Annotated in this window: 25 protein-coding genes; 9 read left to right on the top strand and 16 right to left on the bottom strand. The window is 39.9% G+C overall.

Annotation, left to right across the window (positions count from 1 at the left end; all coding sequences use genetic code 11):
* Positions 1-21: 21 nt before the first annotated feature.
* From O0V13_RS17420 to O0V13_RS17410, 3 genes are all read right to left on the bottom strand, one after another.
* The gene (locus tag O0V13_RS17420) at positions 22-1,038 is read right to left on the bottom strand and encodes an alpha/beta fold hydrolase (RefSeq protein ID WP_268036257.1); all 1,017 of its coding nucleotides are present in this window, start codon (positions 1,036-1,038) and stop codon (positions 22-24) included.
* Positions 1,039-1,095: 57 nt separating this feature from the next.
* Positions 1,096-2,073, bottom strand: a complete 978-nt coding sequence (locus tag O0V13_RS17415; protein WP_268036256.1) for a phytanoyl-CoA dioxygenase — start codon at positions 2,071-2,073, stop codon at positions 1,096-1,098.
* A 172-nt stretch (positions 2,074-2,245) separates the two neighbouring features.
* A complete protein-coding gene (locus tag O0V13_RS17410; protein WP_268036255.1) occupies positions 2,246-2,971 on the bottom strand; it encodes a DUF4197 domain-containing protein in 726 nt (241 codons plus the stop codon).
* Between the two features lie 232 nt (positions 2,972-3,203).
* On the opposite strand from O0V13_RS17410, the gene O0V13_RS17405 reads away from it, so the two are divergent.
* The gene (locus O0V13_RS17405; RefSeq protein ID WP_268036316.1) at positions 3,204-4,418 is read left to right on the top strand and encodes an arginine deiminase; all 1,215 of its coding nucleotides are present in this window, start codon (positions 3,204-3,206) and stop codon (positions 4,416-4,418) included.
* 154 nt (positions 4,419-4,572) lie between these two features.
* Here O0V13_RS17405 and O0V13_RS17400 read toward each other — a convergent pair whose 3' ends face one another.
* The 8 genes from O0V13_RS17400 to O0V13_RS17365 all read right to left on the bottom strand — a co-directional run bounded on the left by O0V13_RS17400 (position 4,573) and on the right by O0V13_RS17365 (position 12,657).
* Complete coding sequence (locus O0V13_RS17400) at positions 4,573-5,640, bottom strand: branched-chain amino acid aminotransferase (RefSeq protein WP_268036254.1); 1,068 nt, start codon at positions 5,638-5,640, stop codon at positions 4,573-4,575.
* A gap of 71 nt (positions 5,641-5,711) precedes the next feature.
* Positions 5,712-6,266, bottom strand: a complete 555-nt coding sequence (locus O0V13_RS17395; protein WP_268036253.1) for a cob(I)yrinic acid a,c-diamide adenosyltransferase — start codon at positions 6,264-6,266, stop codon at positions 5,712-5,714.
* Positions 6,267-6,324: 58 nt separating this feature from the next.
* Complete coding sequence (locus tag O0V13_RS17390; RefSeq protein ID WP_073569912.1) at positions 6,325-7,041, bottom strand: ABC transporter ATP-binding protein; 717 nt, start codon at positions 7,039-7,041, stop codon at positions 6,325-6,327.
* A gap of 70 nt (positions 7,042-7,111) precedes the next feature.
* Positions 7,112-9,892 (bottom strand): tetratricopeptide repeat protein, encoded by a 2,781-nt coding sequence (locus O0V13_RS17385; protein WP_268036252.1) that lies wholly within the window; start codon positions 9,890-9,892, stop codon positions 7,112-7,114.
* Positions 9,892-10,179 (bottom strand): Asp-tRNA(Asn)/Glu-tRNA(Gln) amidotransferase subunit GatC, encoded by a 288-nt coding sequence (gatC, locus tag O0V13_RS17380; RefSeq protein WP_073569914.1) that lies wholly within the window; start codon positions 10,177-10,179, stop codon positions 9,892-9,894. Before gatC ends, O0V13_RS17385 begins: the two co-directional genes overlap by 1 nt.
* Before the next feature lie 4 nt (positions 10,180-10,183).
* On the bottom strand, positions 10,184-10,912 hold the full coding sequence (locus O0V13_RS17375; RefSeq protein WP_268036251.1) for a lysophospholipid acyltransferase family protein: 729 nt from the start codon (positions 10,910-10,912) through the stop codon (positions 10,184-10,186).
* A complete protein-coding gene (locus O0V13_RS17370) occupies positions 10,905-11,282 on the bottom strand; it encodes a globin domain-containing protein (protein ID WP_268036250.1) in 378 nt (125 codons plus the stop codon). The genes O0V13_RS17375 and O0V13_RS17370 overlap by 8 nt, the downstream gene beginning before the upstream one ends.
* 25 nt (positions 11,283-11,307) lie before the next feature.
* A complete protein-coding gene (locus tag O0V13_RS17365; RefSeq protein ID WP_268036249.1) occupies positions 11,308-12,657 on the bottom strand; it encodes an NfeD family protein in 1,350 nt (449 codons plus the stop codon).
* Between the two features lie 231 nt (positions 12,658-12,888).
* Between O0V13_RS17365 and O0V13_RS17360 the strand changes: the two genes are divergently transcribed.
* The 4 genes from O0V13_RS17360 to O0V13_RS17345 all read left to right on the top strand — a co-directional run bounded on the left by O0V13_RS17360 (position 12,889) and on the right by O0V13_RS17345 (position 16,361).
* Entirely contained in the window at positions 12,889-14,043 is a 1,155-nt protein-coding gene (locus O0V13_RS17360) for a LysM peptidoglycan-binding domain-containing protein (RefSeq protein ID WP_268036248.1), read from the top strand.
* Positions 14,044-14,300: 257 nt separating this feature from the next.
* The gene (locus O0V13_RS17355; protein ID WP_268036247.1) at positions 14,301-14,903 is read left to right on the top strand and encodes a DUF6992 family protein; all 603 of its coding nucleotides are present in this window, start codon (positions 14,301-14,303) and stop codon (positions 14,901-14,903) included.
* Positions 14,904-15,039: 136 nt separating this feature from the next.
* Positions 15,040-15,594 carry a hypothetical protein gene (locus O0V13_RS17350; RefSeq protein ID WP_268036246.1) on the top strand — a complete coding sequence of 185 codons (555 nt, stop codon included), beginning with the start codon at positions 15,040-15,042 and terminating at the stop codon, positions 15,592-15,594.
* Positions 15,594-16,361, top strand: a complete 768-nt coding sequence (locus O0V13_RS17345) for a TIGR02757 family protein (RefSeq protein ID WP_268036245.1) — start codon at positions 15,594-15,596, stop codon at positions 16,359-16,361. The genes O0V13_RS17350 and O0V13_RS17345 overlap by 1 nt, the downstream gene beginning before the upstream one ends.
* A gap of 60 nt (positions 16,362-16,421) precedes the next feature.
* Here the strand turns inward: O0V13_RS17345 and O0V13_RS17340 are convergent, their stop codons facing one another.
* The 5 genes from O0V13_RS17340 to aceK all read right to left on the bottom strand — a co-directional run bounded on the left by O0V13_RS17340 (position 16,422) and on the right by aceK (position 22,592).
* The gene (locus O0V13_RS17340) at positions 16,422-16,988 is read right to left on the bottom strand and encodes a hypothetical protein (protein WP_268036244.1); all 567 of its coding nucleotides are present in this window, start codon (positions 16,986-16,988) and stop codon (positions 16,422-16,424) included.
* Positions 16,989-17,038: 50 nt separating this feature from the next.
* Positions 17,039-18,256, bottom strand: a complete 1,218-nt coding sequence (locus O0V13_RS17335) for an ATP-grasp domain-containing protein (RefSeq protein ID WP_268036243.1) — start codon at positions 18,254-18,256, stop codon at positions 17,039-17,041.
* 4 nt (positions 18,257-18,260) lie between these two features.
* Positions 18,261-19,682, bottom strand: a complete 1,422-nt coding sequence (locus O0V13_RS17330; protein WP_268036242.1) for a leucyl aminopeptidase family protein — start codon at positions 19,680-19,682, stop codon at positions 18,261-18,263.
* 2 nt (positions 19,683-19,684) lie between these two features.
* Positions 19,685-20,788, bottom strand: coding sequence for an alpha/beta hydrolase (locus O0V13_RS17325; protein WP_268036241.1), 1,104 nt, complete (start codon positions 20,786-20,788; stop codon positions 19,685-19,687).
* Between the two features lie 79 nt (positions 20,789-20,867).
* Positions 20,868-22,592 (bottom strand): bifunctional isocitrate dehydrogenase kinase/phosphatase, encoded by a 1,725-nt coding sequence (aceK, locus tag O0V13_RS17320; protein WP_268036240.1) that lies wholly within the window; start codon positions 22,590-22,592, stop codon positions 20,868-20,870.
* A 407-nt stretch (positions 22,593-22,999) separates the two neighbouring features.
* On the opposite strand from aceK, the gene O0V13_RS17315 reads away from it, so the two are divergent.
* Genes O0V13_RS17315 through O0V13_RS17300 form a run of 4 tightly spaced genes read left to right on the top strand, consistent with a single transcriptional unit; the run spans position 23,000 to position 25,869 of the window.
* Positions 23,000-23,665 (top strand): hypothetical protein, encoded by a 666-nt coding sequence (locus tag O0V13_RS17315; RefSeq protein ID WP_268036239.1) that lies wholly within the window; start codon positions 23,000-23,002, stop codon positions 23,663-23,665.
* 1 nt (position 23,666) lies between these two features.
* A complete protein-coding gene (locus O0V13_RS17310) occupies positions 23,667-24,302 on the top strand; it encodes an NUDIX hydrolase (RefSeq protein ID WP_268036238.1) in 636 nt (211 codons plus the stop codon).
* A gap of 56 nt (positions 24,303-24,358) precedes the next feature.
* Positions 24,359-25,612: a DUF819 family protein gene (locus tag O0V13_RS17305; RefSeq protein ID WP_268036237.1), complete on the top strand. Its 1,254-nt coding sequence runs from the start codon at positions 24,359-24,361 to the stop codon at positions 25,610-25,612.
* The gene (locus O0V13_RS17300; RefSeq protein ID WP_268036236.1) at positions 25,612-25,869 is read left to right on the top strand and encodes a (2Fe-2S) ferredoxin domain-containing protein; all 258 of its coding nucleotides are present in this window, start codon (positions 25,612-25,614) and stop codon (positions 25,867-25,869) included. The genes O0V13_RS17305 and O0V13_RS17300 overlap by 1 nt, the downstream gene beginning before the upstream one ends.
* Positions 25,870-25,871 lie beyond the last annotated feature (2 nt).

The following is a 25,871-nucleotide window of genomic DNA, read 5'->3' as shown; positions in this document are numbered from 1 at the left end:
TCAATTCATCTGAAACTGCCTTTAATTCAATTCTTTCAAAACTTGAATCATTGCCTGATTAAATTCCTTTGGTTCCTCTTCCAATGGGCCATGCCCAGAGTTTTCAAACCAGATGATTTTCTTTTGAGGAGCCTTTAGGTCATCGAGCCAGGATTCAGCCAAAACCGAAGGGACATTCCAATCATATCTTCCCTGGAAAAGAACTACGGGGATATCCAATTCCTTAATTTCCCTTACATCTGCCACATACAGGTCTTTTTGCAAAACGGAAGAAGAAGCATTCCACACCGCATACCAATCATAGTTTTTGTAGTCTTCATACATGGTTTCCGCTTTCTCTACCTCAGCTAAAGTCTTTTCCTGATGGACCGCACCTCCAAATTGATTAACTATTAGGTACTGGTTGAAAAACCGATCATGCTCACTTTCATAATTTGAAACGTCTTCCAAACTATCAATTTTTTGCAATGCGATTTCATCCTTGGCTTCCATTGCTTTCTCTCGTACCCAATTTCTGGAGATTTCCATTCCCTCTCGCTTATTGATAAACTGGGAGATTCCAAAATAGGCTTTATAATATTCTGGATGCTGTTCTGCCATCTCCACTCCAACCAAACTACCCCAAGAATATCCAGCTAGATATAGTTGGTTTTGACCATATTCTTGGATTAGCCATTCTACTAATTCATTTCCATCTTTTACGATTTGGTCCAAAGTTAACCCACCGGGATTGGGATTCTTTTCATAGTTTTTTCCTGCTCCACGTTGCTCCCAAATTACAACCGTGTATGCTTCAGCTAATTCAGAGTTGAAATAGCGAATTTGAGGAGTTTGAGGCCAAGCAGGACCTCCATGAACAAAAAGTAAAATCGGGTTTTCTGTTGAAGTACCAATGATTTCAATGTATTGTTCTACTCCTCCAAGCTCAAGAAATAAGCTTTTATTGATTGATTCAATTTCTAGATTAGAGGTGTTCTGTTCTTTGCTTTGGCAGGCAAAAAAAATAAAAAGGAATAGATAGGGGAAGATGTTTTTCATATTCTGAATTTAGGATTTTCCTCTGTATTCAGCTTTAATTTTTTTATTAAGGATAGATTAGAGTTGTCTAAATTGGTACCTTAATTCTACTTCCGGTTCTAAATAATAAGTAAATGAAATTGAGTCTGTTTTTTGGTAGGGTAGTTCATATAAAACAGTCAAAGATGACTCGTTTCGATTCAATTCATGATCTTTATAAATATGAACTTTGGTGTCCATTAGGAGAAGGGGAGAATTCTCAACAGGTATAGAACAAAGCTTAAAAACCTTTTCAGGGAATTTTGAAAGTTGATCTGACTTTTCGGTCAATTCAGAAATTGACTTTCGAACGTCAAAAATTACTCCCTGTTTGGTTTCTGTCCCTCCTTTTTTTAAATGCAGATCAATAGAAACATTTTCAGGAATTAATACGACCTCTTTTTTAAACTGAGGAAGCATATTCATTAGGATTGGAACGTAACATTCTCGGTATAGCAGGGCATCGAGTGTTTCCGAAATAAGGATGTCGTAGGACTCTGCATTTGGGATTTGGAAAGTGGTAGCATCTTCTAAATAAATATGGGAAACGTACCGGTTCAATCCCATTTCTTTAATCAACTTTTTTGCAGAATCGATCGAATTTCTATTGATTTCCAAAAGGGAAAATTGGATTTCATCTGGCCGAAAAAGAGGAGCAATCAGGGTCATCAACGGGGCATAGGGACCACATCCTGCATAGAAAAGGTTGATTGTTTTTCCCGGATTTGACTTCTGTTGATCCAGAATTGCCTGATGAATGGCCAAAATAAATCGGTGAGTTCGGTGGTAATCAAGGAGGCATTGGGCTGCATGATTTAAGCCTACAGCCTTGCCTTTTGATGCTGGAATAGCTGCAAGATTTTCAATTGTTACTTCAAAGCCACTGATCTGGGTTTTTTGATGGAAATAAACATGAATAGAATCGATGATTTCTTTTAGTTCTTCGAATTGAAGATTGGGGTTTAAAAGTGATTTGATTGGTTGGGTTATGAAATTTTGTTCTAATGAACCAGACATAGTTTTAAAAGTGAACTTGCACAAATATTTTGAATCGAATTTAGGAGTTTATTCTATTTTGGAAAGTGCTATACCTTTGAGCTTTAAGGTAAAAAAGACACAAGTGAATTGATGAAATAAAAAAATCCCTTTTGGAGAGTACCAAAAGGGATATAAAAGATTTTGTATAAAATTAGCTACCAGTATTTTGACTTTCTGCATAGCCAAAAACTTTCTGTAAAAGGACAGTGCTTCTAGCAGCTACATTTTCTCTTATTTTCAATTCTTCTTTTGCGATCTCATAAAACAATCCATCGATGGCTTTCTGTGTCACATAAGCTGAAAGGTCTGGATTTACTTTGGTTACTAAAGGAACTTGGTTGTATCGGTTGATGACATCTCCCCAATATTTGGTAGCACCTACTTTATCCAAACTGCTTGAAATAATCGGTTCAAATTTTCCTTCCAACTGAGAAGTTGTTTTTCCTTCAAAATAAACCGTAGCAGCGTTGTCAGCACCTAAAAGGATGTTTTTGACATCTTGTATTGTCATTTCTTTAATGGCAGCAACAAAGATCGGTTTTGCTTCAATGGCTGCATCTTCAGCAGCACGGTTGACTGAGGTGATTACTTGATCACAAAGGCTACCTAAGCCAATGGAGCGAAGTGTATTTTCAATCTTTTTTGCTTCTTCTGGAAAAGTGATTTTGATCAATTGATTCCCCAGATACCCATCTTCCTGAGAAAGTCTTTCGGATGCATATCCGGTTCCTAATTCTAAGGCCTGTTTCAGTCCAGAGTTGATTTCAGCATCGGTTGGAGTACCCAAGCCCATCTGACCAGCGATTTGATTGACTGTATCGCAGCTGGAAAAGAAAGTGAATAAAAGTCCGAGGGTTAAAATGTGTAATTTTCTCATAATAGTTGGTTGATTGCTTCAAGTTCAATTTGTTTTAGTGCAATAATAGTTCCTCCTTTATTTTGTTCATTTGAATGGAGGAATAGCTCTAATTATACTTTAGGCGAAGAAAGGATTTTCAATCCTGTATTCCATCCTGAATTTTCCTAAAAGCACAATTTTTTCAATGGGTAGTAAAAAATTGCTCTTCTGTGGATAAATGGTTAAACTAGATGTAGAAGCCTATACCTATATGAACCTAAGACTCAATTCGGAATTCGGAACTTTACGTGCGGTATTAATGCACAGACCGGGGAAAGAAATAGACAGACTAACTCCCTACAATAAGGAGTTTTTACTTTTTGAAGATGTGCCATACCTGGATGCGCTCCAGCGTGAGCATGATGCTTTTTCGAATCTGATCAAGGATGCTTCTGGGGCCAAAGTTTATCAATTGAGAGAGCTATTAATCAGGGTATTATACGATGAGAAAATGCTGCTCGGATTGATTCGAGATTCCTTGAAGCGATCAGGGTTGACCCATCTGGCAGAAGACATAGTGGAGCGGTATTCCACAGCTGAATGTGCAGGTATTTTGACAGGAGGTCTCAAAGTCCATGAGCTGAAAAGAAAGATTCCCAATTTGGATACTGGGGAAATCATGGATTTTGCCTTTGCGATAGCTCCCTGTCCCAATTTGTATTTCCAACGAGACCCGATGGCCCTGACTCCTGGAGGGATTATCTTTTCTTCAATGAAAATGGAAGGAAGACAGCGCGAGGCAGATTTGTTGAGAACCATATTTGAAAACCATCCCGAGTTTAAGGACAATGTTAATAAAATCTATCCGGTCAATGGGCACGATAATCCTCCAAGCATTGAAGGGGGAGATGTGATAGTGTTATCTCATGAAGCAGTTGCCATAGGGAATTCAGAAAGAACGGACGAGAAAGCCATCTACCATGCAGCAAAAGCTCTGTTGGCCGAAGGATCTGTTCAAAGAGTCTATGAGGTTCATCTACCTAAAAAGCGCCAATACATGCATTTGGATACGGTTTTCACAGTGTTGGATGAAAATCTCGTATTGACTTACCCAGATGCGATGAATTCGGTATTCCAAACCTCCCTTTATACCCTGAAAGAAATCAAAGATGACAAAGTTCATATCAGAAGGGAAGTACTGAATGAGTCTTTGCTGAAAGTTTTGGAAAGGGAAATCCCTCACTTGGAAGTGTTGGCAACTGCAGATGGAAACCCTGATTATTCCATGCGCGAGCAATGGTTTGACGGAGCAAATGTTTTTGCGATCGGACCAAGAAGAGTCATTTCTTATAATCGAAACGTTCATACGAATCGTGCTTTAAGAGAAATGGGTGTAGAAGTGCTTGAAATACCTTCTTCAGAACTTTCTAGGGGACTTGGAGGACCTAGATGTATGACCATGCCTTTGAGTAGAGCAAGGGTTTGATTTGAAGAAACAAGAGTCGAGAAACTAGAGCCAAGAGTTAAGAATAAAATAAAAAATGATTGGATTTTTGGGTTGAGAATTTCAATGTTTTAGAAAAAAATACCCCCAATAAGTATCAATCCTATTGGGGGCTCTTTATGAAATCAGAATCTTATTAAATTTTAATGATCCATTCATGTGGATCTGCTTCGGTGCCATATTTTATTCCATCCAGAGCAGCAAGAACTCTGTGAGAGAAAGCATCTTCAGGTTTTTCTGGAAGGATATAATCTTTTCCATCAATATTGATCTTGAAGATATGAGCAATGGTAGCTGCTGTGCCAGTTCCAAAAGCTTCTTCCAAAGTTCCCGCTTCTAAAGCTTCTTTTAGCTCCGTAACTGTCAAAAATCTTTCTTCCAAGTCCTCATTCCAATCATTGGCTAATTGAATCACAGAGTTTCTGGTAATCCCTTTCAGGATAGTTCCTCCATCAATTGGGGCTGTAATGATTTTGCCATTGATCTTGAACATGACGTTCATAGTTCCACTTTCTTCGATTTTACTGTGACTTTTGCCATCGGTCCAAAGAAGTTGATCGTATCCAGCTTTCTGAGCCTGAAGAGCAGGGTAGAGGGAGGCGGCATAGTTACCTGCTGTTTTAGCAGCACCGGTTCCTCCTTCATTGGCTCTGGTAAACTTGGTTTCTACTTTTACACTTACTGGCTTAGAATAATAATTTCCTACAGGGCAAGTGAAAATGATGAATTTATATGTTTCGGATGGTTTTACACCAATGTATTCATCCATTGCAAACATGAAAGGACGGATGTAAAGAGAAGCACCTTTGGCAGTAGGAACCCAATCTTTATCCAATTCTAATAACTGAGTCAACCCATCCATAAATACTTCTTCAGGGAGAGACGGCATACACATTCTCTCTGCAGATTCATTCATTCTTTTCCAGTTGGCATCTGCTCTAAATACGAGGACTTCACCAGCATCATTTCTGTAGGCTTTAAGGCCTTCAAAAATGGATTGTCCATAATGCAAAGTTGCATTGGAAGGAGATAATTCAAGTGGCGCATAAGGTTCGATTCTCAAATCGGACCATTCGCCATTTTTGTAATCAGCGACAAACATGTGATCGGAAATAGTTTTTCCGAAGACCAGATTCGAAAAATCGGTTTGTGAAAGTCGAGACGATTGCGTCTTTGTTACCGGGATTGCTAGCGATGTTTTCATGCCAAAGCTGGTTAAGGCAAAGCCTAAATGGATAATTTATTATGCTGAAATGCTCAGAGGCAATTTCTAAGTTATTTTTTTAATCGTGGACTCCAGGTGACTTCTTCTACCTGAAGGTCTTGGGCCATTTTTCTGCCCAAAACAAAGAAATAATCCGATAGCCGATTAAGATACTGAATGACTAAGGAATTTACATCTTCTTCAGCCCCTAATTCGACAGCTCTTCTTTCTGCCCTTCTGCATACGGTTCTTGCCAAATGTGCAAAAGAAACTGCCTGATGACCTCCTGGAAGAATAAAAGCTTTTAAAGCCGGTAATTGTTCTTCCATTTGATCCATTTCTTTTTCCAATAATTCAATATCCTCAGGGAGAAGGTCTGGCTTTTTGACCTTGTCTTTTCCTGCAGGAGTTGCCAAATCAGCACCTATTGTAAACAGTCGATCTTGAATTTCTTTGAGGATTTCACTTCTTGATTCATTGATCTGCTGATCACGAAGTAAACCTACAAATGAATTCAATTCATCTACTGTACCATAGGCATCTATTCGAAGGTGGGATTTAGGAACTCTTTCACCGCCTAAAAGTGAGGTTTTTCCCTGGTCTCCAGTCTTGGTATAGATTTTCATTGCAATTGGCTGTAATTCTTCGACAAAAATAAGAATCTATTTGATTCTTTTAGAAGAATTAGACGGGCATTGCAACTCCTCTTGTTGGGTTAGGGTTAATTGTGTCAGTTTCTACCAAACCATCTCGCAATCTGACGATTCGATGCGCATAGTGTGCAATGTCATCTTCGTGAGTTACCATGATGATGGTATTGCCTTTGGAATGCAGTTCATGGAAGAGCTCCATGATATCGTAGGAGGTCTTGGTATCCAAGTTACCAGTAGGTTCATCGGCAAGGATAATACTCGGATCATTGACCAGAGCTCTGGCAATTGCCACCCTTTGTCTTTGACCCCCAGAAAGTTCATTGGGTCTGTGTTTGGTACGCTCGCCCAAACCCACATTGTCCAGGGCTTTAAAAGCCATTTCTTCTCTTTCTGCTTTACTATATCCAGCATAAACTAGTGGAAGAGCCACATTTTCGAGGCAGCTTGCTCTTGGAAGCAAGTTGAAAGTCTGAAATACGAATCCGATTTCTTTATTTCTGATGTCAGCTAATTCATTTTCAGTCATATCACTGACATCCTTATTGTTTAGGATATAAGTTCCTGCTGTGGGAGTATCCAAACAACCAATGATATTCATCAGGGTGGACTTACCAGAACCTGAAGGCCCCATAAAAGCCACATATTCCCCTCTATCGACATTAATCGAAACAGATTTAAGAGCCTGAATGATTTCAGCTCCCATTTTATAGGTTCTATTGATATCGTGGGTTTCGATTACTCTACTCATGCTAATTGGATTAGTGGTTTTAGTTTCCTGTTAAAAATAAAGGATTTCTGTGAAAATACGAGAATCCAGCTTAATAGTTGGCCAATTGAAGTCTTTCCAGATCTTTTGGCTCAACCCATTCCTGCATTTCTACCAATGCATCTGTGGCATAATTAGCCAATCCGATTTTTCTGGCCAAATTCACTTTTTTGATCCAAATAATAGGATCCTTGCTGAATTCAGTTGCGGTATTCAGGATTTCATAGCTGGCCACATCATCCTGACCGATAGCAATTGCAGACCAAATCAAAGGATTTAAATAAGGATTTGCAGTCAATTCATCACCAATGCCTAACCAGGACATCAATGCTTTAATTGCTTCCTTATTTTTCAAATCCGGCTTTTCCAGGAATTTGCTCAGATGCTCGTTTTCTCCGTGGGCTTTATGGATGTTATCACCCAAAGTTCTGAGATCGGATTCATCCAATCCATGAGCTTTGTAAGCGACTAGACGAACTGCCAAATCAGTTTTAAGTTCTGATTCATCCAATTCTTTCCAAGCATCAAAAAGCTGCTTTGGAAGCGTACGATTAAATTTCTCAATGATTTCCAAATAGGAGAGTGTATTCGCTTCTGGCTGGAGCAGATAGGATGGAATTTCTAATCCATATTTTACCCGAAATTCTTCAGCCTTTTCATAATAGCCTCCCATGGTCAAAATATTCCAATGATGAGGAGCGATGGCCTGATACCCTTTTTCTTCTGCGGCAATCAATTCTCTAGCAGCTTTTTGAAACCCCATCTGTTGAGCCATAATAGTGGAGGAAAGCTGAAGAAAATAACCCGCATCTCCCGGATTTCTAAAGGCCAAACCATTGAGGTTTTTAACCGCTTCAGTTACTCTGCCAGCTCCCAGACTTCGAATGACACCAGTTTCCTGTAAGGGCATGATATACTGCACATTTAGGCTGTCCTTCCAAAGGCTATCCAGCATTGCTAGATCCTGAGAAACCGAATTGAAATCCTTGATCGAAAAAAGATTTCTATACCCTGCCTGAACAAGCATTGGAGTTAATTCATGCTGAAGATCTTCTTTCAAATCATCAACCACCCTTTCTTCTGGGTAATTTCCTAATGCATTTTGTTTTGCCAGTTCATTGATCAAATCAGAAATAGTTTCCGGCTCTGAAGAGTCGAAAGTCCTATTGCCTAGCTTCAGTTGGATGGCTGCAAAATTCCCTGAACTTTCTTCCTTGGATAGCTCCATCAATGCCAAAGCCTCTTGATTCCGGTTTACTTTGATATAGAACAAAGCCAAGTTATTGATCAGATAGGGATTGCCGGGAAACCATTTCAACCCTTCCTCCAAATAATAGATGGATTCCAGAATCTTATTTTCCCGATGAAGCCTTTCTGCCAATAGGAGAATATTATCAACCTGCGGAGCTTCAGCAAAACTTTCTTCCAAATGTTGCTTAGCCAAGGTCGGTTGGTTCAATTCAAAGAGTAACTGGGCCGTGGCATTTTTGGCTTTGGGATTATTTCTATAGCGAAACCAAGTGTTTTCATAAATGATACTGGCTTCCAGTTTTTGATTGCTGTTGTAATAGTAATCACCTAAAATATGATTGCTCAATGAATTCACCTGTACTCCGACAATACCATCTGCATAGGCCATCATCACCAACATGGCAATGACTCCACCAATTCTCAAATGATAGTAAGGAAGGGAATAAGGTTTGAAAAGCACTTTTTCTATCGCTTTTCCAGTATTCATTACATTCATGAAATTGGATAGAATGTAAATCAGGAAAAATAGGCTAAAGCCAATCTGAGAATAGGTTATTAGATGCTTTACTAATTCTGAAGCAGGCTGATTTCCTGAAAGCTGAAGCTTCCAAGCCAACCATAAGGAAAGTCCAAATCCCAATAGATACAATCCTTGGATTACTCTGGGAGAAGCTACCAAATCAAGATCTGCTTCGGCCTTCTCCCGAATGGTAAACCAACCCAAAATCCCCATGGGAATCAATAGTAAAATCGGATTGAAAACAGGGATAAATTGGAGAGGACTTCCAGTCAAATCCAAAAGAATATTGAAAAGTAAAAGCAAATAAATCAGTGCGATTAAACTAATCTGAAGAGATATCTTCAAACTTAGATTTCTCCCAGCTTTTGCCAGTAAGATGTAAATGCCAGATAGTACTCCATGACCATTCCAGAAAATCCAGGCAATTGAAAGTGCGATCGCCGGAATTGTGATATGTTCAACCAAAAACAAAACCGGTTCTGGGCTTTCAGCTAAGCTGATCAAGGAATACGCTGCAAGTCCTGAGCTCAAAAGATTCAAAAGTAACCTGAGTTCGAAGCGTACTTTTTTGCCGGAAATATGAAAAAATACAGGAACTGCCAGGGTTCCCACAATGAAAATGATCAAGGGGTAATTGGTGTTTAAACCGCCAATATTCAGTCCATTGAGGTTGGAAAAAGTGAGTAGGACTATCCAAGCAATTCCAAAGCCCAGGAAATAGAATTTTTTAAATTCTGAAACCAAGGTCAGTAAAGTGGAAATTACCAGCCAAACTATGATTCCAAACCAAATACTTTCCTGGATGAATTGGAGAGGAGCAAAGTCCTTAAATTCCTGAAAAACCAAGAAATTATCCACCATGATGGGGAAGGAGATTGGCCCAAACTGAGCAAAATCAAAAGGAATGGGAATAGTATCCAAAAAGTATCCTGCTTCGATATCTCTGTAAGGACTTGGGTCGAAGAGTAAATAATAAGACGCAAAAAGCCCTCCCGTGATGATCAAGAGGAGGGCCGGGATAATTGCTTTAAGATTGAGTTTCTCTAAATATTCCTGATTCATTATTCAAGTACCTTGGGAACACGGAAGTAGTCAGCATCTCTTTTGGGAGCATTTTTCAGTCCAGCTTCATGATCCAAATGCTTTCCGACTTTATCCTCTCTCATGTCATTGACTTCAGAGGACATGGTGGTCAAAGGTTCTACATTTTCAGTATCTATTTCATTTAATTGCTCCACCCAATCCAAAATCTGACTCATTTCTTTGGATAGCTTTTCAGCTCCGTTTTCGTCAAACTCCAATCTGGCCAAGTGGGCTATTTTTTTGATCGCTTCTTTATCGATTTTCATAATTCTATTTTGAATTGTCTAAATCCAACTGTTTTTGAATGACTTCAAAGCACGCTTTTTTCAGACTTTCCTCATTGTCTTGTTCTGAAGGAACGATGGCTTCATGCAAAACCATCTTCGCTCTACCCAAATTTAAGAGCAATTTTCCGTCTTCGGGCAAAATTAGGTGATTATAGGATAATGTGACAGGGATAATCGGGATTTGTTTCTCCAAGGCCAACCGAAAAGCTCCGTTTTTGAAAGGTACCATCTGTGGCGGATTTTGGGTGTAAATTCCACCTTCTGGAAATAAGACAATGCTGGAGTTTTGTTCCAAAGCCAAGCCTGCTCTTCTCATGGTTTCGGCACGACTTTTCATTCTTGAGCGATCTACAGCGATGTGTAGATTTTTGAAATAATAGCCAAAAAGAGGTACTTTTCTAATGGAAGCTTTCCCTACAAACTGGGCGTCTCCTGGTATAAATCCCATCATTGCCACATCCAAATACGAGAAGTGATTAGCGAGAAATAAGTAAGGCTTCCCTTTTTCTATTTTTCCACGAATCTCCCTGTGAACAGGCATGAAAATCAAAGTAAAATAGATTCTTGCCCAGTATTGATTGATTTTTCTTCCAAAACGTTTCCATCCTGGAATCCAGATACAGATCAGGAAGAAAGGAAAAATCAACAGGAAACTCAAAACGAATAATACACCTGCGTAAACCGTATAGATTTTGCGAAGGATCTTACTCATGATTGACCATGTGGTTTGCAACTTTGACAAAGTAGCCCAGCATCAATTCGCGAACATCAGGCTCCAGATCAATCTGATCCATTGCCGTTAGCATGGCATTCATCCAGTGATTTCTGAATTTGCCATCAATCTTCCAATTTAGATGACGCATTCTGAGACGTGGATGACCTCTTTCTTCAGAATAGGTTTGGGGTCCACCAAAAACCTGAAGCAAAAACAGGAACAAGCGTCTTTCAGCCGGCTTCAAATCTTCCTCTGGATATAGCTTTCGCAATTCCTCATTTTTGGCAACCTCTTGATAGAAATAATGGGTGAGCTCTTGGATTTTTTCCTCCCCAATAGCCTCGTAAATGCTCTGAAACGGATTCATGGCCCAAACTTAGCAAAAGCTTTGATTAAGCTTGGTGTTTTTTGACTTTCAAGGAGGTTCCTTCGGTAGAAATGACGATGATTTCTTCTCCCTGATCAATGAATTCGCCGCGGGAATAAGCATCATAAATATCCCCGTCTATTTCCACTCTGCCACTGGGTCTTAATCTGGAATGAACGACTCCTACTTTTCCCAACAATTCATTTTGATAAAAACTGGAAGTGTAGCCTTCAGATCTTTGTTGGGTGGCCGCTAGAGTGATGGTTTTGAAAGCTCCCCATTCATTCACTTTGGGAGTGAGCCAAAATATCAAAACTACAGCGACTATCGAAGAAAGGATAACCGTCAATAGGGCGGCAAATAAGTCGGCCGATGGGACGAATTGGAAGTCAAAATTCTGATTGGGAAGCATGCCCAGAACCAAACCCGCGAGAATACAGACTATTCCTAAAACTCCAAAAATGCCAAATCCCGGTATGACAAAAAGTTCTATGGCCAGCAAAATGATTCCAACAACGAAAACAATCATTTCCCAGTTTTCAGCCAATCCATTCAGATAATAGGGGATGAAATAAAGAATGGTAGCAATGATGGACGCAAAGAGAGGAAACCCAACACCGGGTGTTTGTAATTCGAAATAGATTCCGCCTATGATTACCAAAATCAAAATACCACTAATGGCCGGATTGAGAAAGTAGGATATAATAGTTTCGGTATAGGAAACTTCATAATTGGAAATCTCCGCGTTTTCAATCCCTTTGGCCTGAAGGATTGCCTCAATAGAAGCATATTCTCCCTCACAGAAACCATGTTGAATAGCTTCAGAAACTGAAAATGTCAATACAGATCCTTCGGTGGTGATTCCATCTATGGCAATATTTTCGTCCACCATGGCTTCAGCTATTTTGGGGTCTCGACCTCTTGCTTCAGCAGTACTTCGCATCATGGATCTCATGTAGGATTGGTATTTATCAGGTGCTGCCATTCCATCTGTTCCGTTTACTACTGTTGCAGCTCCAATACTGGCTCCGGGAGCCATGTAAATACTGTCAGAGGCTATGGAAATCAAAGCTCCGGCAGACGCTGCATCTTTATTGATGAAAGTATAAACCGGGATGGGGGACTCCAAAAGCATGGTACGGATATCATCAGCGTCATTTACAGCTCCACCGTAAGTATCCATTTCAATGATGATCAGGTCGACTTTTTGTTCTTCTGCATCTTCCAGAGCCAGTTTGACACGCCTGTTCATGGCAGGATCAATATCTCGGTCTATTTTAAAAGTAAAGACCTTCTCCACTTTTTTTTCCTGGGCAGAAGCCTGAATGGAAAGTAATATCAAAAAGGAAAGAAGGAGGAATTGGATTCTGGGCATGGTCTATAAAATTCGATAAGATAAGATACGTATGAATTCCATCTTCACCTCAATTTTTTAGCTTTCAGGGCAATTTTTCTTGAATTCAAAGGTTTTCAATGGAAAGGATCAGGCAATGGAAAGGATCAGGGTCTCATTTCAACTTATTTTCTAAAGAGGATTCTTTAGCATAATTATTGATAAAACTAGTGAAGAATTGATTCTTCGAACGCACCTAATTAAGCTATTACTATGATTTTCAATAAGAGAACGTTCTATTTTGTTCCAGCGTTTTTGATTTCTGTTTCCAGTTTCGCCATCACCGAGATGGATTCTGTGGGAGTTGAGAAAGTGGGAGACAAAACTTTTATTTTACATAATGTCGATGCCAAGGAAACCTTGTTTGGGATTTCCAGGCGGTATCAGACCCCGGTAGGAGAGATTGTGGAAGCCAATGCCGCTTTGAAATCAGGATTAAAAGTTGGTCAACAGATCCGTGTTCCTTATGTAACCAAAGCAGAAGTACCATCCGGTTCCACTTTGCATAAAGTATCCCCGGGAGAGACACTATTTGCGATTTCCAAAAAATACAATGTATCGGTTTCCGAAATCATGACTTGGAATGGTTTGAAAGGAAACGATCTAAGCGTAGGGCAGGCCTTGGTAATTCAGGCCCCGCAAACAGCAACTAAACCTACTGTTGCTGAAACCAAAGTTTCTGAACCAGCTCCTACTCCAGTAGAGCCTAAAAAAGAGGTGGTAGAGAAAACTGTTGCTGTGGTAGAAACACCAAAGTCTTCTCCAAGTCCGGTTAAAGAAGAAAAGGTTCAACCGAAAGCTGAAACAAAAACAGCTACTCCTGCACTACCAACTGGAAAACCGATAGTTCCGGGAGATTGGATTTCTCATGAAGTGAAAACAGGTCAAACTTTATTCTCTATTGCAGGGCAATACAATGCAAAGGTTGAGGATATCATCAATTGGAATGGATTGACATCTAATAATCTTCGCGTTGGTCAAGTTTTGAAAGTTGGAAGAGCGGAACCAGGACCTTCTCAGGTACCTATCGTAGGGGAGCCTAGAGTAGTGGCTCAAGCGGAAGACATGCATGTTGTTCCTGATGGAGCTAGCTCTGGAGGTTTTAAAAATATCAAAGAAGTGGGTCAGGCTGAGCTGATTGAAGGTACAGGCGGACATAAAAAGTACCTGGTTTTGCATAGAACAGCTCCTGTTGGGACCATCATGAGAGTAAAAAACGAAGAAAATGATGCGACAATTTTCGCCCGTGTAGTAGGGACCCTTCCTGAAACCGGTGATAATTCAAAATTGGTCATCAAGCTTTCTCAAGCAGCATTTGATCAGTTAAAGGCTGTTAATGGTCGCTTCCCAGTAGAAGTGATGTATTAATTAGTCAATAGGTTATAGTCCATTGTCCATAGATAGTTAAGGAGAAATTAGATTGGAGATTTAGAGATTTCCAAAAGCCATAGAAAGCCCTGAAGAAACTCAGGGGTTTTTTGTATTTAGGTAAATTTTTCCCCCTTGTCCGTGTCTTCACGGACATTGACGAAATAGTTTATTGAGACCTCTTTTAAGTAGGCATGGAAATTCAAAGCTTTCTTTTTTTTAAATAAACTATTTCATTTCCAGCAAGTTTATCTTTTATGAATGCATCCACTCCATTTAAGGTTTTGTGCTTAATATTTTTCCTGTTTTTGGCTTTTGAAGGCTTTTCTCAACAAATCCCTGAATTGGAATCCTTCAATGAAACCCGACTTAACTACAACCAAAAAGGAATGCTGATTTTGGGTACATGGGCTGTTGGAAATATGATCTGGGGAGGTATCGGGGCAAGTAGAACATCCGGGGAAACCAAGGCATTTCATCAAATGAATCTGTATTGGAATTCTGTCAATTTGGTCATAGCTGGCTTTGGTTATTGGCAAGCTGCCAAAGAAGTTCCTTCTTCAGATTTTTGGGCAACAATGGATGCGCAGAATTCAATAGAGAAAATATTATTGGTCAATGCCGCTTTGGACCTGGCCTACATAGGAGGTGGATTGTATCTTAAAGAAAGAGGACTGCGAAAATCCAATGAACGGTTGATCGGTTTTGGAAAATCCATCATCCTTCAGGGAGCGTTTTTGATGGTTTTCGATGGAATTATGTATGGTATCCATCATTCTCATGCAAATCAAATCTCTGAAATAGCTCAGCATATTTCACTGGGCCCCCAAAGTTTTTCTTTTACCATTCCCTTGAAGTAAAGTGGCAAAACTTCGATATGAATCATTCGATATTCAATATTTTTCAAATGCAGTAAAAAGACTTCTTATTCGCTCTGTCTGGCATTAGTTTGCCTTTCTTCCTCTTCCAAGGTACCTTTGCAAGGAAATTCAGGTAATGAACAAGGTCCAACTATTCTTCCACCACATCTTCCGTTTTATTTGGAATGCCATCTTTGTCATTTCTTATCCAATCTTGGCAAGTTTTGGTTTGATTTTTATCGGTCTAACCTGGCTATTTTCCAAATTGTCTCAACTACTGACCCGATTGAGGCCGGAGGGGTCCAAAGTTGTGATCAAGGAAAGTGATTGGGAACCTCTTCCATATTCTAATGATTTGCTGGAGGCTAAACTGGTTAAACAAATTATGTTTGGTCCTTCTGGCTTTGTTTTGAGAAGGATTGATGGGGTACCAACGGTTTTGTCTGATCATGTTTTTGGAAACAAAGTCAGAGTGATTGAAGAGGGCTTTATTTTGGAAAAATGGAACAGTACCGAATCGAAAGATTTGCCTGATTTTGATATCTGCCTTTATGATCCTGATGAGGATTCCCTGAGGCCACTCACCAATATCAAATGCTTTGATTGGCATGTGTCGGATAAGGTTGAAAATGAACTCTCTTTCAAATGGTTTGATGGAATTCAAGGGGGAGAAGTGAAAGTTGCCCTTTGATGATGGATCTGAAAGGTTTTCTTGACGAAAAAGTCGAACAATACAATCAGCCAGGATTCATTCCAAATGATCCGATTTCCATTCCACACCGGTTTTCCAAGAAACAGGACATAGAAATAACCGGTTTTTTTGCATCCATCTTGGCCTGGGGTCAAAGAAAAACCATTATCAATAAGTGCATCGAGCTTTTCGAAAGGATGGATAATGCTCCCCATGAATTTTTGATGAATCATCAGGAGTCTGATTTACAGATATTTTTAAGTTTCAAGCACCGCACTTTCAATGATATCGATACCCTTTATTTTATCCATTTTCTTTCTTGGTTTTACCAAAATCATGATTCATTGGAGGAAGCATTTCTAATTGAAAGAAAGTCAGGAGATGTGCCCATGGAAAAATTGCTGATTAGCTTTCATGAGTTCTTTTTCTCTTTGCCTGATGCACCTCAGAGAACCCGAAAACATATTGCCACTCCGGCCAGAAAGGCTGCCTGCAAGCGTATCAATATGTTCTTGCGATGGATGGTAAGGAAGGATGACAAGGGAGTGGATTTTGGGATTTGGAACAAGATTCAACCATCCCAGTTAATCTGTCCCTGTGACTTGCATGTGGATCGAGTAGGGAGGAAGCTGGGGTTGATCACCAGAAAACAGACCGATTGGTTAACCGCTTTGGAACTAACGGATAAACTGCTTGAATTTGATCCCCTTGATCCGGTCAAATACGATTTTGCTCTTTTTGGATTGGGGATAGAGGAGAAGTTTTAAGGTGTAATTTGTAAAAATTAGAATTTTAGACCGATACCCTTACTTGAATATTTTATTTTCTTATTCAGGATTACTCAAATAAGGAAGCAAAATTTCAACTGCGAGAATTCGTTTGTTTATAAGGTTTTCGAAGTCTTCGTCTTTAAAAGAATTGACGGCTCCACTCGCTGCCAGAACGGGTCCAATATCTAACCCGGACTCAATGATAGAAATATATTCTGTAATCAAATCACTGCAGCCATTTAAATTTGATAAGGCTTTGATATACTCGCTTTTCCTTTTAATCGTAATATGCCTTACGAGTAAAAGGGAATCATTCTGTATATGTCCATAATTGAATATCATGGTGTCCAGGCTGGTCAACTTCTTCATCAGATCTTTTCTTTTTTCAATTCTTTCAACAAATAATTGATCATTCCCCTCTGATAAAGGCGTTAGAAAATTTCGGCACTTTTCAGCAAAATTGGAACCGTCTGATTTCATGATGTTTCGATCAAATTCCAGCGTTAATTCCTCCAATGCAATTGCATACTCTTCTCCAATTTCATTGTTGAATTTCTCCAGACAATCTTCCTGTTTTGTAGAACAAGAAAAGAAGATTAGCAGAATTGAAAGATATTTGAACATCCTGTTAATTACTATTTTATTATAGCTGATTTAGGGATAGCGGAGAAGTTTTAATGAAACTTCTTTACCTCTGGAGCAGCAGCCGATGTCGATAGTTCAGAGGCAAAGCGTGCGGCATAATGATCCAACAGTTCCATCACCCGTTCTTGTTTTTTGCTTTTGACAATTAAGCCTGCATGGTATTCCAATGGAACTCGAAAGCAGACCTCTGGATCATCAAAGGAACTCAAATCAGGATACTCATATTTGGAAAGAGTAAGAATTATCCCTGCATAGTTTTTAGCAACTTTTGGCAATTCATAAGCCGTTTCCTTTGCCAATGAATCCTCGATTTTTGCCCATTCAGCCCATAAATTGATGTCAGTGGCGGCTTCCACCATTTCAGCCAAATGCGCTCCACCTACCCGAGATGAGGTTTCCAAAAAGTAGATTTCTCCATCTTCGTGGCATTTGATAAATTCGGTGTGTGTAGCTCCTGATTGCATCCCAAAGGCCTTCATAATGGCCAGATTCGCTTTTTTGATAGCCTTGTCATCTGCAGAACCATAAGGCAGATTGGCTGATCTGAAAATCCCCCCACCTTGGGAAATTTCCATCGGAGTGGTCAGGTATTTGGAAACAGTCAAAAACAAACTTTTGCCTTGAAGCAATAGCCCGTCAGCATGATATACATCACCGGGTTTAAATTGCTCCACTAAGTAATAGAGGCGATTGTCTCCCAATTCATTGATGTGCTTCCATAGTTCTTCTTTGTTATAAACTTTGATGATCCCATGAGCGGAAGCCTCGGACCTTGGTTTCAGAACCCAAGGAGCAGGAATATGATCTGCAAACTGATTGATGTCCTCATTGTTGAAAAGAGGAGAGAAGGCCGGAACTTTGATTCCTGAATCCTGCGCTTTGATTCGCATGGCCAATTTATCCCTGAAATAACGACCTGTTGTTTGTCCCATGCCTGGGATACGAAGGTTTTCCCGAAGGAATGTGGCTTTTTCTACATCGTAATCATCCAAAGAAATGATGGAATCGATTTTATTGTCTTTCATCAATCCACCTACGCCTTGAAGCAAGACTTGCAAATCCCAATCTAGGTCCTGGCCAGGCATATAGAAAACTTCGTCAATGGATTCAAAGGCCCAAGGTTTGTCTCTTAGGTTTTCAGAAGTCACCAAAAAGACCCTGTTTCCTTGTTTCTTGAGAGAAGTTAAAAATGCATTTCCCTTAAAAAAATTGGAAATACACAAAAAAGTCTTGCCAGCATGTTCCATAAAACTACAATTGATTTTCGATGAATTTAAGTAATAATCCCACACCAAAAGCGGTTCCGGCTTTGGTTTTTGCAAAGTCAGTATCGGCATAGGCTACACCGGCTATATCCAAATGTGCCCAAGAAGGGTGCTCATGGGTAAAAGCCTGTAAAAATTTGGCAGCTGTAATGGCTCCTGCCAATGGTTTTCCATGGTAATTTCGGATGTCTGCTACCTCAGAATCCATCTCTTTTCCATAAGATTCCCACAGTGGTAAAGGCCAGGATTTTTCTCCCATGGCCATTCCTGCCTCTTGAATTGCTTTCTGAAACTCCTCGTTATTGGAGAATAGGGCAGCGCACTCATATCCGAAAGTACCCACAGCACTTCCAGTCAGAGTTGCGAAATCTATCACCTGATCCGGTTGATATGTTTCAATTAAATAGGAGAGCCCATCTGCCAAAATCAACCTGCCTTCTGCATCTGTATCCACCACTTCTATGGAAAGTCCTGCATGGGATCCGATGATTTCCGAAGGAAGAAAAGCATCTTTATCAACCGCATTCTCCACAGCTGGTACGATCGTAGTCAAATTGATGGGAATCTGTAGGTCAGTGATCAGTTTGGTAGCTCCCAAGACCGTGGCAGCACCTCCCATGTCGGACTTCATGTAATGCATGCCTTGAGTTTTGATGTTCAGTCCTCCCGTATCGAAGGTGACACCTTTTCCCACCAAACCCAGATGTTTGGAAGCTTGGGCATTTCTATATTCAACAACAATGAATTGAGGGGCTTTGGCAGAACCTCGGCCAACCGCCAAAAAGGCCTCCAAACCCAATTCTTGGGCTTTTTTCGTGTCAAAAACCTGAACAGTAACACCTGGGTTCTTCTCCAGATTTTTGGCCCAGCCAGCCAGGTATTCAGGGATGATTTTATTAGGTGGAAGATCAACCAATTCAAAAGTCTCAATCTTTGCTACAGCAATTTTTTGGGCTCTCTTTAAAATGGATTCGATAGAATTATCCTCTGAATTAATGCTGAGGTTAAGATCCTCAAAAGTCTTTTTTCTTTCCTTTTTGTAATGATCCAAATGGTAATTCCCCAAGAAAAAGCCTACCAAAGCCGCTTCTAGAAGCCCAGTATTCAAAGTTTGACCTAGGTTCAAAACCAAATGATCTGAGATGATTTCACCATGTTTGGAAAGGATTTTTCGGAAGCTAGTTTCTACGGATTTGTAATCAGGCTTTTCTCCCAAACCTACTAGTAAAAAGAGTTGACCAGCGGACTCCAAAGTGTAGAATGAGTCCTTTTTCCCCGAAAAGAGAGAAGAGTTGACTGGAATGATTTCACCTTGAGAATTTGTGAATTGGATGCTTGAAGCCTCTAAAAATGGAAGTACGTGCACTGATCCGGCTGGTACTTGATTGGGATTGATTTGAATAGTCATATTTACTCTGATTTATCGCTGAAAAAAAGCCATTCTATTGCTTTGGGGAACTCATCGCTCCAATAGCTTTCATTGTGTTTTCCTTGTTCATTGATGGAAAGTCGGACTTTCATCTTCCCCTGAAGACTTTCCCTTTTCAATAACCTCTTTCTGAATTTGGTTACGTGTTTGACCATGGTTTCGCTTTCGTCACCACCGGCATAGAGATACAATCTGGTTTCCTGTGGATCAAAGAAATCCAAAAAGCCCAGTTTGATTTTGGGAATCACCCAAAGAGAAGGGGAGAAGACCATGAGTTTGCCAAATACTTCGGGGTAAATTAAACCGGCGAAAATACTGACCAATCCTCCCATAGAACTTCCTCCGATTCCCGTGAATTCTCGCTCGGGTTTGGTTCTAAATTTTTGATCTACAAAAGGTTTAAGCGTGTCTGTAATAAAACGGATGTATTGTTTCCCGTCTCCTTTCCCAAGGACCGTTCTTCCAACATTGTATTCCTGCAGCCTTTCAGTTTCTCCATGCTCGATGGCTATGATGATTATTTTTCCGATCCCGTAGTCAGACATGACTGCTAGCTTCTTATCAATCTGCCAGTTTCCATAATCCGCATTTTCATTGAAAAGATTTTGGGCATCTTGAAGATAAAGCACAGGATATTCCTCGGTACTTGTATCGTAGTCATGTGGGAGTAATGCCCAGACTTTGCGGGTCTTATTGAGCTGAGGAATTTCGAATTCCTCTGAGATCAGATGGATCTGCGGAAGTTGACTGGGTCTATAAGGAAGCCAGTTTTTTCTCCATTTGGCTACTTTTTCAATTCGAGAATCTTTCCCATCATCCCAAATACGGTTAGGAGTACGATTTCCATAGCGATCAATTTCTACCTCAGACCAATCGCCTTTGGTGAATTTGTAAGTAAGTTTTCCCTTGAATTTTTCTTGATCTGGAAATTCAAACTCATACTTTCCGGTTTCGATTTTATTCATTTTAAAGTGAAAATCCTGGGTGGCCCAATCGTTGAAATCCCCTGAAATATAAACAGGGCGATCATCATCGTCTGGAGTTTTCAGTATAAGCTTTCGGGTGGAAATGGCAGTCTCTTTCAAAGGGTAATAAGGTGATATGTAGGGTCAAGAAAGACTTTTAAGATTTGCAAAAATACTGCTTCTGAGAGATTTGAGAAACTTAAACTTTCTCCTTAGGACGAAAACGGATTTCATTTGGGTAAGGAAAAGCATGGATAAACTCTCCTTTGAGGATTTTTTCTTGAATTTTCTGCCAGTATTCGGGATCAAAAAGGTTTTTATTATACTCCAGAAAATGTTGCTTCAAATCAGTTCTTCCTATCATCCAGCGCCTAAAATCTTCTGGAAAAACATCATTTTTGGCGATATCATACCAGGGTTCGGAGGCATAGATTTGTTCGTAGGTTTCCGCTTTAGGTTTTGCCCGGAAATTCATATCTGTCAAAAACTCGATTTCATCATAGTCATAGAAAATCACTCTTTTCTGGCGTGTCAACCCGAAATTTTTGGTCATCATATCTCCTGGAAAAATATTTGCCTGCGCCAATTGGAGAATGGCTCTCCCGTAATCCTCAGTGACATTATTTCCTTCTTCCGTACTGCAATCTTCCAGATAGATGTTCAAAGGAACCATCTTTCTCTCTGTGTATAGGTGCTTGATAATCAATGAATCTCCTTCTATTCGGAGCAGCGAATTGGTGGTGTTTCTCAACTCTTTGAGCAATTCAGGACTTACTCGGCTTAATGGAAGTTTGAAATACTCAAATTCATGGGTGTCTGCCATTCGACCAACACGATCATGCAGAGAGACAAGCTTATATTTATCCCGCACTTCCTGCCGGGTCATATTCTTGGGTGGCTCAAAATGATCCTTGATCAATTTGAAAACCACATTGAGGGAGGGTAAGGTGAATACAGTCATCACCATTCCTTTGATTCCGGGAGCTACTATAAACTGATCCAGACTTTGATCCAATTGCAAAAGGTAATCCCGATAAAAAAGGGTTTTGCCATGTTTATTAAAGCCAATAGCATTATAAAGTTCGTGGGTTTTTTTATGGGGAATCACAGAACTTAGGAAAGAAACCACCTGAGAAGGAATGTCCGCTTCCACCATAAAGTAGGAGCGAGTAAAACTGAACATGCTACTCATCATATTTGGGTCGAAAATGAGTGTATCCACAAAAATTCCTCTTGGACCATGGAGAATTGGTATGATAAAGGGCATCCATTTATGCCCTACGTAGGTTCTCCCAATCAGGTAGGCTGCTTTATTTCTATAGAAAACTGATTTTAGGATTTGTGTTGTAGTATCTGGGCTAGGTCTATACCGAGTTAGGATGACTTTTCTTACACTATTTACCAAAAACTGGATATCCGCCTCTTTGTCCATAAAAGGGGCACCGAAGTCATAATCATCCAGCATTTTCCTCAGAATAGGTTCCAAACCCATAGAGGAAGGGTAGATGTTGATCAAATCGTCAAGTGCATAGACTTCACAAGTATTGTGGCCTTCCATGAGGTACATTAGCTCTTCATCTGCGGCTAATCCAGTATAGACTTTTCTTATCACTGAGTTAAAAAAGGTCTCAGCCAATTCAATGTCTTGTCGAGAATGGATTAGATGGTTGTAATGATTCCTGATTTCTTTCCAGATTCCTCTATTGGTGTTTTCAGCTCCCAAAACTTCTTTGAGCTCATCTACCAAAGGAAAGAGCAAGTCCTTGTAAAGTCTCAGCCTTTGTCTATGATTCAGCTGGGTTGCGGTCCAGTTTTTTTCCCGAAAATATCGCGGAGCAAGCCTGGTGTAGGTTTTAAATGAAACTACATAGCTTAGGAATCCTTGGAAAATTCTTTCGGCAAAAGAATGTGTTGAATACGGCATTCTGAAAAATAGTAAAAAGATCCTTTTTCAAACGTTAGTTTGGTAGGAATTACTAAAATAATAGGAAGGTGATTTTTTAAGAATGAGGAAGAAAACGATGAATAATTTTTGATCCAAATCAACTTAAAATCTTTCAAAAAAAAGTTTGAAAAAAAATATTCTAAAATAGTGTTGATTCTGAGCGGTTTAAGCGGAAAATGTCTTGGGAAAGAAAATTTTGAAAAAGTTTCGCAATCGATTGTTTGGTGTATATAAAAACATTTTCTACTTTTCGGTCGTATTCATGAATTGAATATCTACAATAGGTTTAATAGGTTTGAGAGCAGGAAAAGGTCGGAGTTATATTCCGGCCTTTTTTGTTTTTTTAGGGCTCTTGATTTAGCTTCATATTTTGCAACCTGAATTTCATGGGAAGATCCATTTCAAATCTCTATATAGGAGTTTTTATTTTATTGGCTTTCGCCTGCCAAAACTCGACAGAAACGGAAGAAAAATCCACTGAATCCTCAACTGGAGTGAGCTTGGATGATTTTGCTACCCGATTGGATTTAGCTTTGGCCTCAAAAAAGGATTGGTATGAACATTGGGTTTCCAAAACCGGTAGATTTACTGGAGTCGATTTCGAATTGATGTTTGCTGATTCTTTAGATGGTTTTGAAATGCCTGAGAAGAATCCGATTCTGGAAAATGATCCGCTATTTCCCTATCAAATCAAGCATCCAGGTGGAAATGGGACTGTAGATATCTATTCTTATAAGGTAGAGGAACAGGATGAAAACGGAAATCCTTACCTCAATCCCGATTCGGAGGTTGCTTGGTATAAAGCCGATGGGATGAAGGAACGGCTACTTTTTATGGGACCTTCAGGAATGTTTGAGGAAGGAATGTGGTTGAATGAAGAGGAATTTCTCGTTTTGGGTTATTTCATGGAAGAGGAAGGCTATAGACCTATGGCTTGGCTAATCAATGTGAATAAACAAATTCTGGAGCAGTTTAGGATGAAGCGAGTGGCTCAAGATTACGAGAAGGAATCCTATCTTAATCAAAAAATCAAAAAATTGGAATTGAGCTAAAATGGAGTTTGAGCAGGTCGTTCAACGATTAAAATATTCCATCAATCAACCTTTGCCTGGAAAAGAGGCACAGATGAGGATGTCTCCCAGACCCATCAATATGAGTCGTTTCGATCCGAAACTTCCTCCAAATCACCGAAAAGGAGCAGTATTAATTCTAATCTATCCTCAAAATGGTCAAGCTTTTTTTCCGTTGATCAAAAGACCTGAATACCCAGGTGTTCATAGTGGTCAAATCGCTTTCCCAGGAGGGAAAATGGAGAAAGAAGATGAAAGTTTGATTTTTACGGCTTTGCGGGAGGCACAGGAGGAAGTTTCAATTGATCCAGATAAAGTGGAAATCCTTGGCAAAATCACGGATTTATTTGTGCCTGCGAGTAATTTTTTGGTGAGTCCCATCGTAGGGATTTCAAATGAAATTCCCGATTTCGTTCCGGAAATAAGAGAAGTACAGCGAATTATTCCCACTCAAGTATCTCAATTGATTTCTCCAGAGATTAATAAGACGACGATATTGGAAATCAATGATCAACTGAAACTGGATACTCCTTATTTTGAAATAGACCAAGAAATGGTTTGGGGTGCTACAGCCATGATTTTGGGCGAATTCATCCAGTTATTAAACACCGGGAAATAATCTCCTTGGGCTTCTTAGCTTTTGTTGGTATTGTTGCAATTGAGTAAATACAGACTATGGAAGAACACAGCCCTTTGATTACCAACGATGCAGTGGTATTTGGATTATTGATGGCCGTTTTGGCAATGATTTTTTATACTGCTGCAAGCAAAAGCATATTTTTTCAGAAGTTCTACAGGGTGGTTCCCTCCGTTTTGCTCTGTTATTTTATCCCTGCTCTTTTAAACTCCTTTGGAATTATTTCAGGAGAGGATTCCAATCTGTATTTTGTTGCCTCACGGTATCTATTGCCAGCTTCTTTGGTTCTTTTCACCATTAGTATTGATCTAAAGGCTATTTTAAAATTGGGACCAAAAGCCTTGACCATGTTTCTGGCAGGGACGCTCGGAATTATGTTAGGAGGCCCTTTGGCTTTGATGACTGTTGGGTTTATCCAACCAGACTTGTTGGGGGTGGAAGGTCCAGATGCCATCTGGAGAGGATTGGCTACGATTGCCGGTTCTTGGATAGGTGGAGGAGCTAATCAAACAGCCATGTTGGAAGTTTTTGGAGCTAGCTCGGATTTGTTTGCTCAGATGATTGCTGTCGATGTTCTAGTTGCTAATATCTGGACGGGATTCCTATTATACTGGGCCGCCAAACCAGAAAAAATCGATCGGTTTTTTAAAGCTGATACCCGTGCGATTTTCGAATTGCGAGATAAAATTGCTGAATTTCGAGCAAAAGTGATGAAGATCCCAACCCTTTCTGACACTATGGTGATTTTAGGGGCGGGATTCGGTATCACAGGTATTTCCCACATTATCGCAGATTTTCTAGCCCCTTTCATTTCTGAAAATTATCCATCGCTCAAGCAATATTCATTGGATTCAACATTTTTTTGGATCGTAGTAATTGCTACTACTGCAGGCCTTTTACTTTCATTTACAAAAGCAAGAAACTTAGAAGGAGCTGGTGCTTCACGCTTTGGATCCGTATTTTTGTATGTATTGGTTGCCACTATAGGTATGCAAATGGATTTGGGGGCGGTCTTGGATAATCCGATTTTATTCCTGATTGGGATTCTATGGATGATATTCCATATTATCATTATGCTAATCGTGGCTTGGATTATCAAAGCTCCTTTCTTTTATGTGGCGGTAGGATCACAAGCCAATGTGGGTGGTGCCGCTTCAGCTCCCATTGTGGCTTCGGCATTTGATGCTTCTTTGGCTCCTGTAGGTGTTTTGCTAGCTGTATTGGGATATGCGGTAGGAACATACGGAGCTTATTTGTGCGGGTTAATGTTACAGGCAGTTTCTGGAGGATAATGAAACATAAGAGGGAGTTGGTTTTTGTTTGCGCTGGGTCTGATTGCAAAAAAGCAGGCTCAAAGCAGTTGAAAAAGAGTCTGAAAAAAGAATTTTCAGAAGGTGAATGGAAAGGGACTTGCAAGTTGATTTCCACTAAGTGTATGGATATGTGCAAATCGTCTCCTTTAGCAATCGTTGACAATCATTTCATTAAAAAAGCTGATCATCCCAAGGTAATTTCAGCCATTAAAAAAGCCCTGGATAACCAGGGCTGATA

The organism is Algoriphagus sp. PAP.12 (assembly GCF_026652115.1).
Taxonomy (GTDB): Bacteria; Bacteroidota; Bacteroidia; order Cytophagales; family Cyclobacteriaceae; genus Algoriphagus.
Note: the sequence above shows the minus strand (reverse complement) of the source record. Positions and strands in the feature narration are given on the sequence as shown.

Excerpts from the sequence above, each read along its gene's own strand:
- O0V13_RS17355 (WP_268036247.1), top strand. The coding sequence starts at position 14,301 with ATGAATGCATCCACTCCATTTAAGGTTTTGTGCTTAATATTTTTCCTG.
- O0V13_RS17360 (WP_268036248.1), top strand. The coding sequence starts at position 12,889 with ATGATTTTCAATAAGAGAACGTTCTATTTTGTTCCAGCGTTTTTGATT.
- gatC (WP_073569914.1), bottom strand. The coding sequence starts at position 10,179 with ATGAAAATCGATAAAGAAGCGATCAAAAAAATAGCCCACTTGGCCAGA.
- O0V13_RS17400 (WP_268036254.1), bottom strand. The coding sequence starts at position 5,640 with ATGAAAACATCGCTAGCAATCCCGGTAACAAAGACGCAATCGTCTCGA.
- O0V13_RS17405 (WP_268036316.1), top strand. The coding sequence starts at position 3,204 with ATGAACCTAAGACTCAATTCGGAATTCGGAACTTTACGTGCGGTATTA.
- O0V13_RS17410 (WP_268036255.1), bottom strand. The coding sequence starts at position 2,971 with ATGAGAAAATTACACATTTTAACCCTCGGACTTTTATTCACTTTCTTT.
- O0V13_RS17330 (WP_268036242.1), bottom strand. The coding sequence starts at position 19,682 with ATGACTATTCAAATCAATCCCAATCAAGTACCAGCCGGATCAGTGCAC.
- O0V13_RS17420 (WP_268036257.1), bottom strand. The coding sequence starts at position 1,038 with ATGAAAAACATCTTCCCCTATCTATTCCTTTTTATTTTTTTTGCCTGC.
- O0V13_RS17370 (WP_268036250.1), bottom strand. The coding sequence starts at position 11,282 with ATGAATCCGTTTCAGAGCATTTACGAGGCTATTGGGGAGGAAAAAATC.
- O0V13_RS17350 (WP_268036246.1), top strand. The coding sequence starts at position 15,040 with ATGAACAAGGTCCAACTATTCTTCCACCACATCTTCCGTTTTATTTGG.
- O0V13_RS17335 (WP_268036243.1), bottom strand. The coding sequence starts at position 18,256 with ATGGAACATGCTGGCAAGACTTTTTTGTGTATTTCCAATTTTTTTAAG.
- O0V13_RS17375 (WP_268036251.1), bottom strand. The coding sequence starts at position 10,912 with ATGAGTAAGATCCTTCGCAAAATCTATACGGTTTACGCAGGTGTATTA.
- O0V13_RS17315 (WP_268036239.1), top strand. The coding sequence starts at position 23,000 with ATGGGAAGATCCATTTCAAATCTCTATATAGGAGTTTTTATTTTATTG.
- O0V13_RS17390 (WP_073569912.1), bottom strand. The coding sequence starts at position 7,041 with ATGAGTAGAGTAATCGAAACCCACGATATCAATAGAACCTATAAAATG.
- O0V13_RS17385 (WP_268036252.1), bottom strand. The coding sequence starts at position 9,892 with ATGAATCAGGAATATTTAGAGAAACTCAATCTTAAAGCAATTATCCCG.
- O0V13_RS17305 (WP_268036237.1), top strand. The coding sequence starts at position 24,359 with ATGGAAGAACACAGCCCTTTGATTACCAACGATGCAGTGGTATTTGGA.
- O0V13_RS17365 (WP_268036249.1), bottom strand. The coding sequence starts at position 12,657 with ATGCCCAGAATCCAATTCCTCCTTCTTTCCTTTTTGATATTACTTTCC.
- O0V13_RS17345 (WP_268036245.1), top strand. The coding sequence starts at position 15,594 with ATGATGGATCTGAAAGGTTTTCTTGACGAAAAAGTCGAACAATACAAT.
- O0V13_RS17310 (WP_268036238.1), top strand. The coding sequence starts at position 23,667 with ATGGAGTTTGAGCAGGTCGTTCAACGATTAAAATATTCCATCAATCAA.
- O0V13_RS17340 (WP_268036244.1), bottom strand. The coding sequence starts at position 16,988 with ATGTTCAAATATCTTTCAATTCTGCTAATCTTCTTTTCTTGTTCTACA.
- O0V13_RS17415 (WP_268036256.1), bottom strand. The coding sequence starts at position 2,073 with ATGTCTGGTTCATTAGAACAAAATTTCATAACCCAACCAATCAAATCA.
- aceK (WP_268036240.1), bottom strand. The coding sequence starts at position 22,592 with ATGCCGTATTCAACACATTCTTTTGCCGAAAGAATTTTCCAAGGATTC.
- O0V13_RS17395 (WP_268036253.1), bottom strand. The coding sequence starts at position 6,266 with ATGAAAATCTATACCAAGACTGGAGACCAGGGAAAAACCTCACTTTTA.
- O0V13_RS17300 (WP_268036236.1), top strand. The coding sequence starts at position 25,612 with ATGAAACATAAGAGGGAGTTGGTTTTTGTTTGCGCTGGGTCTGATTGC.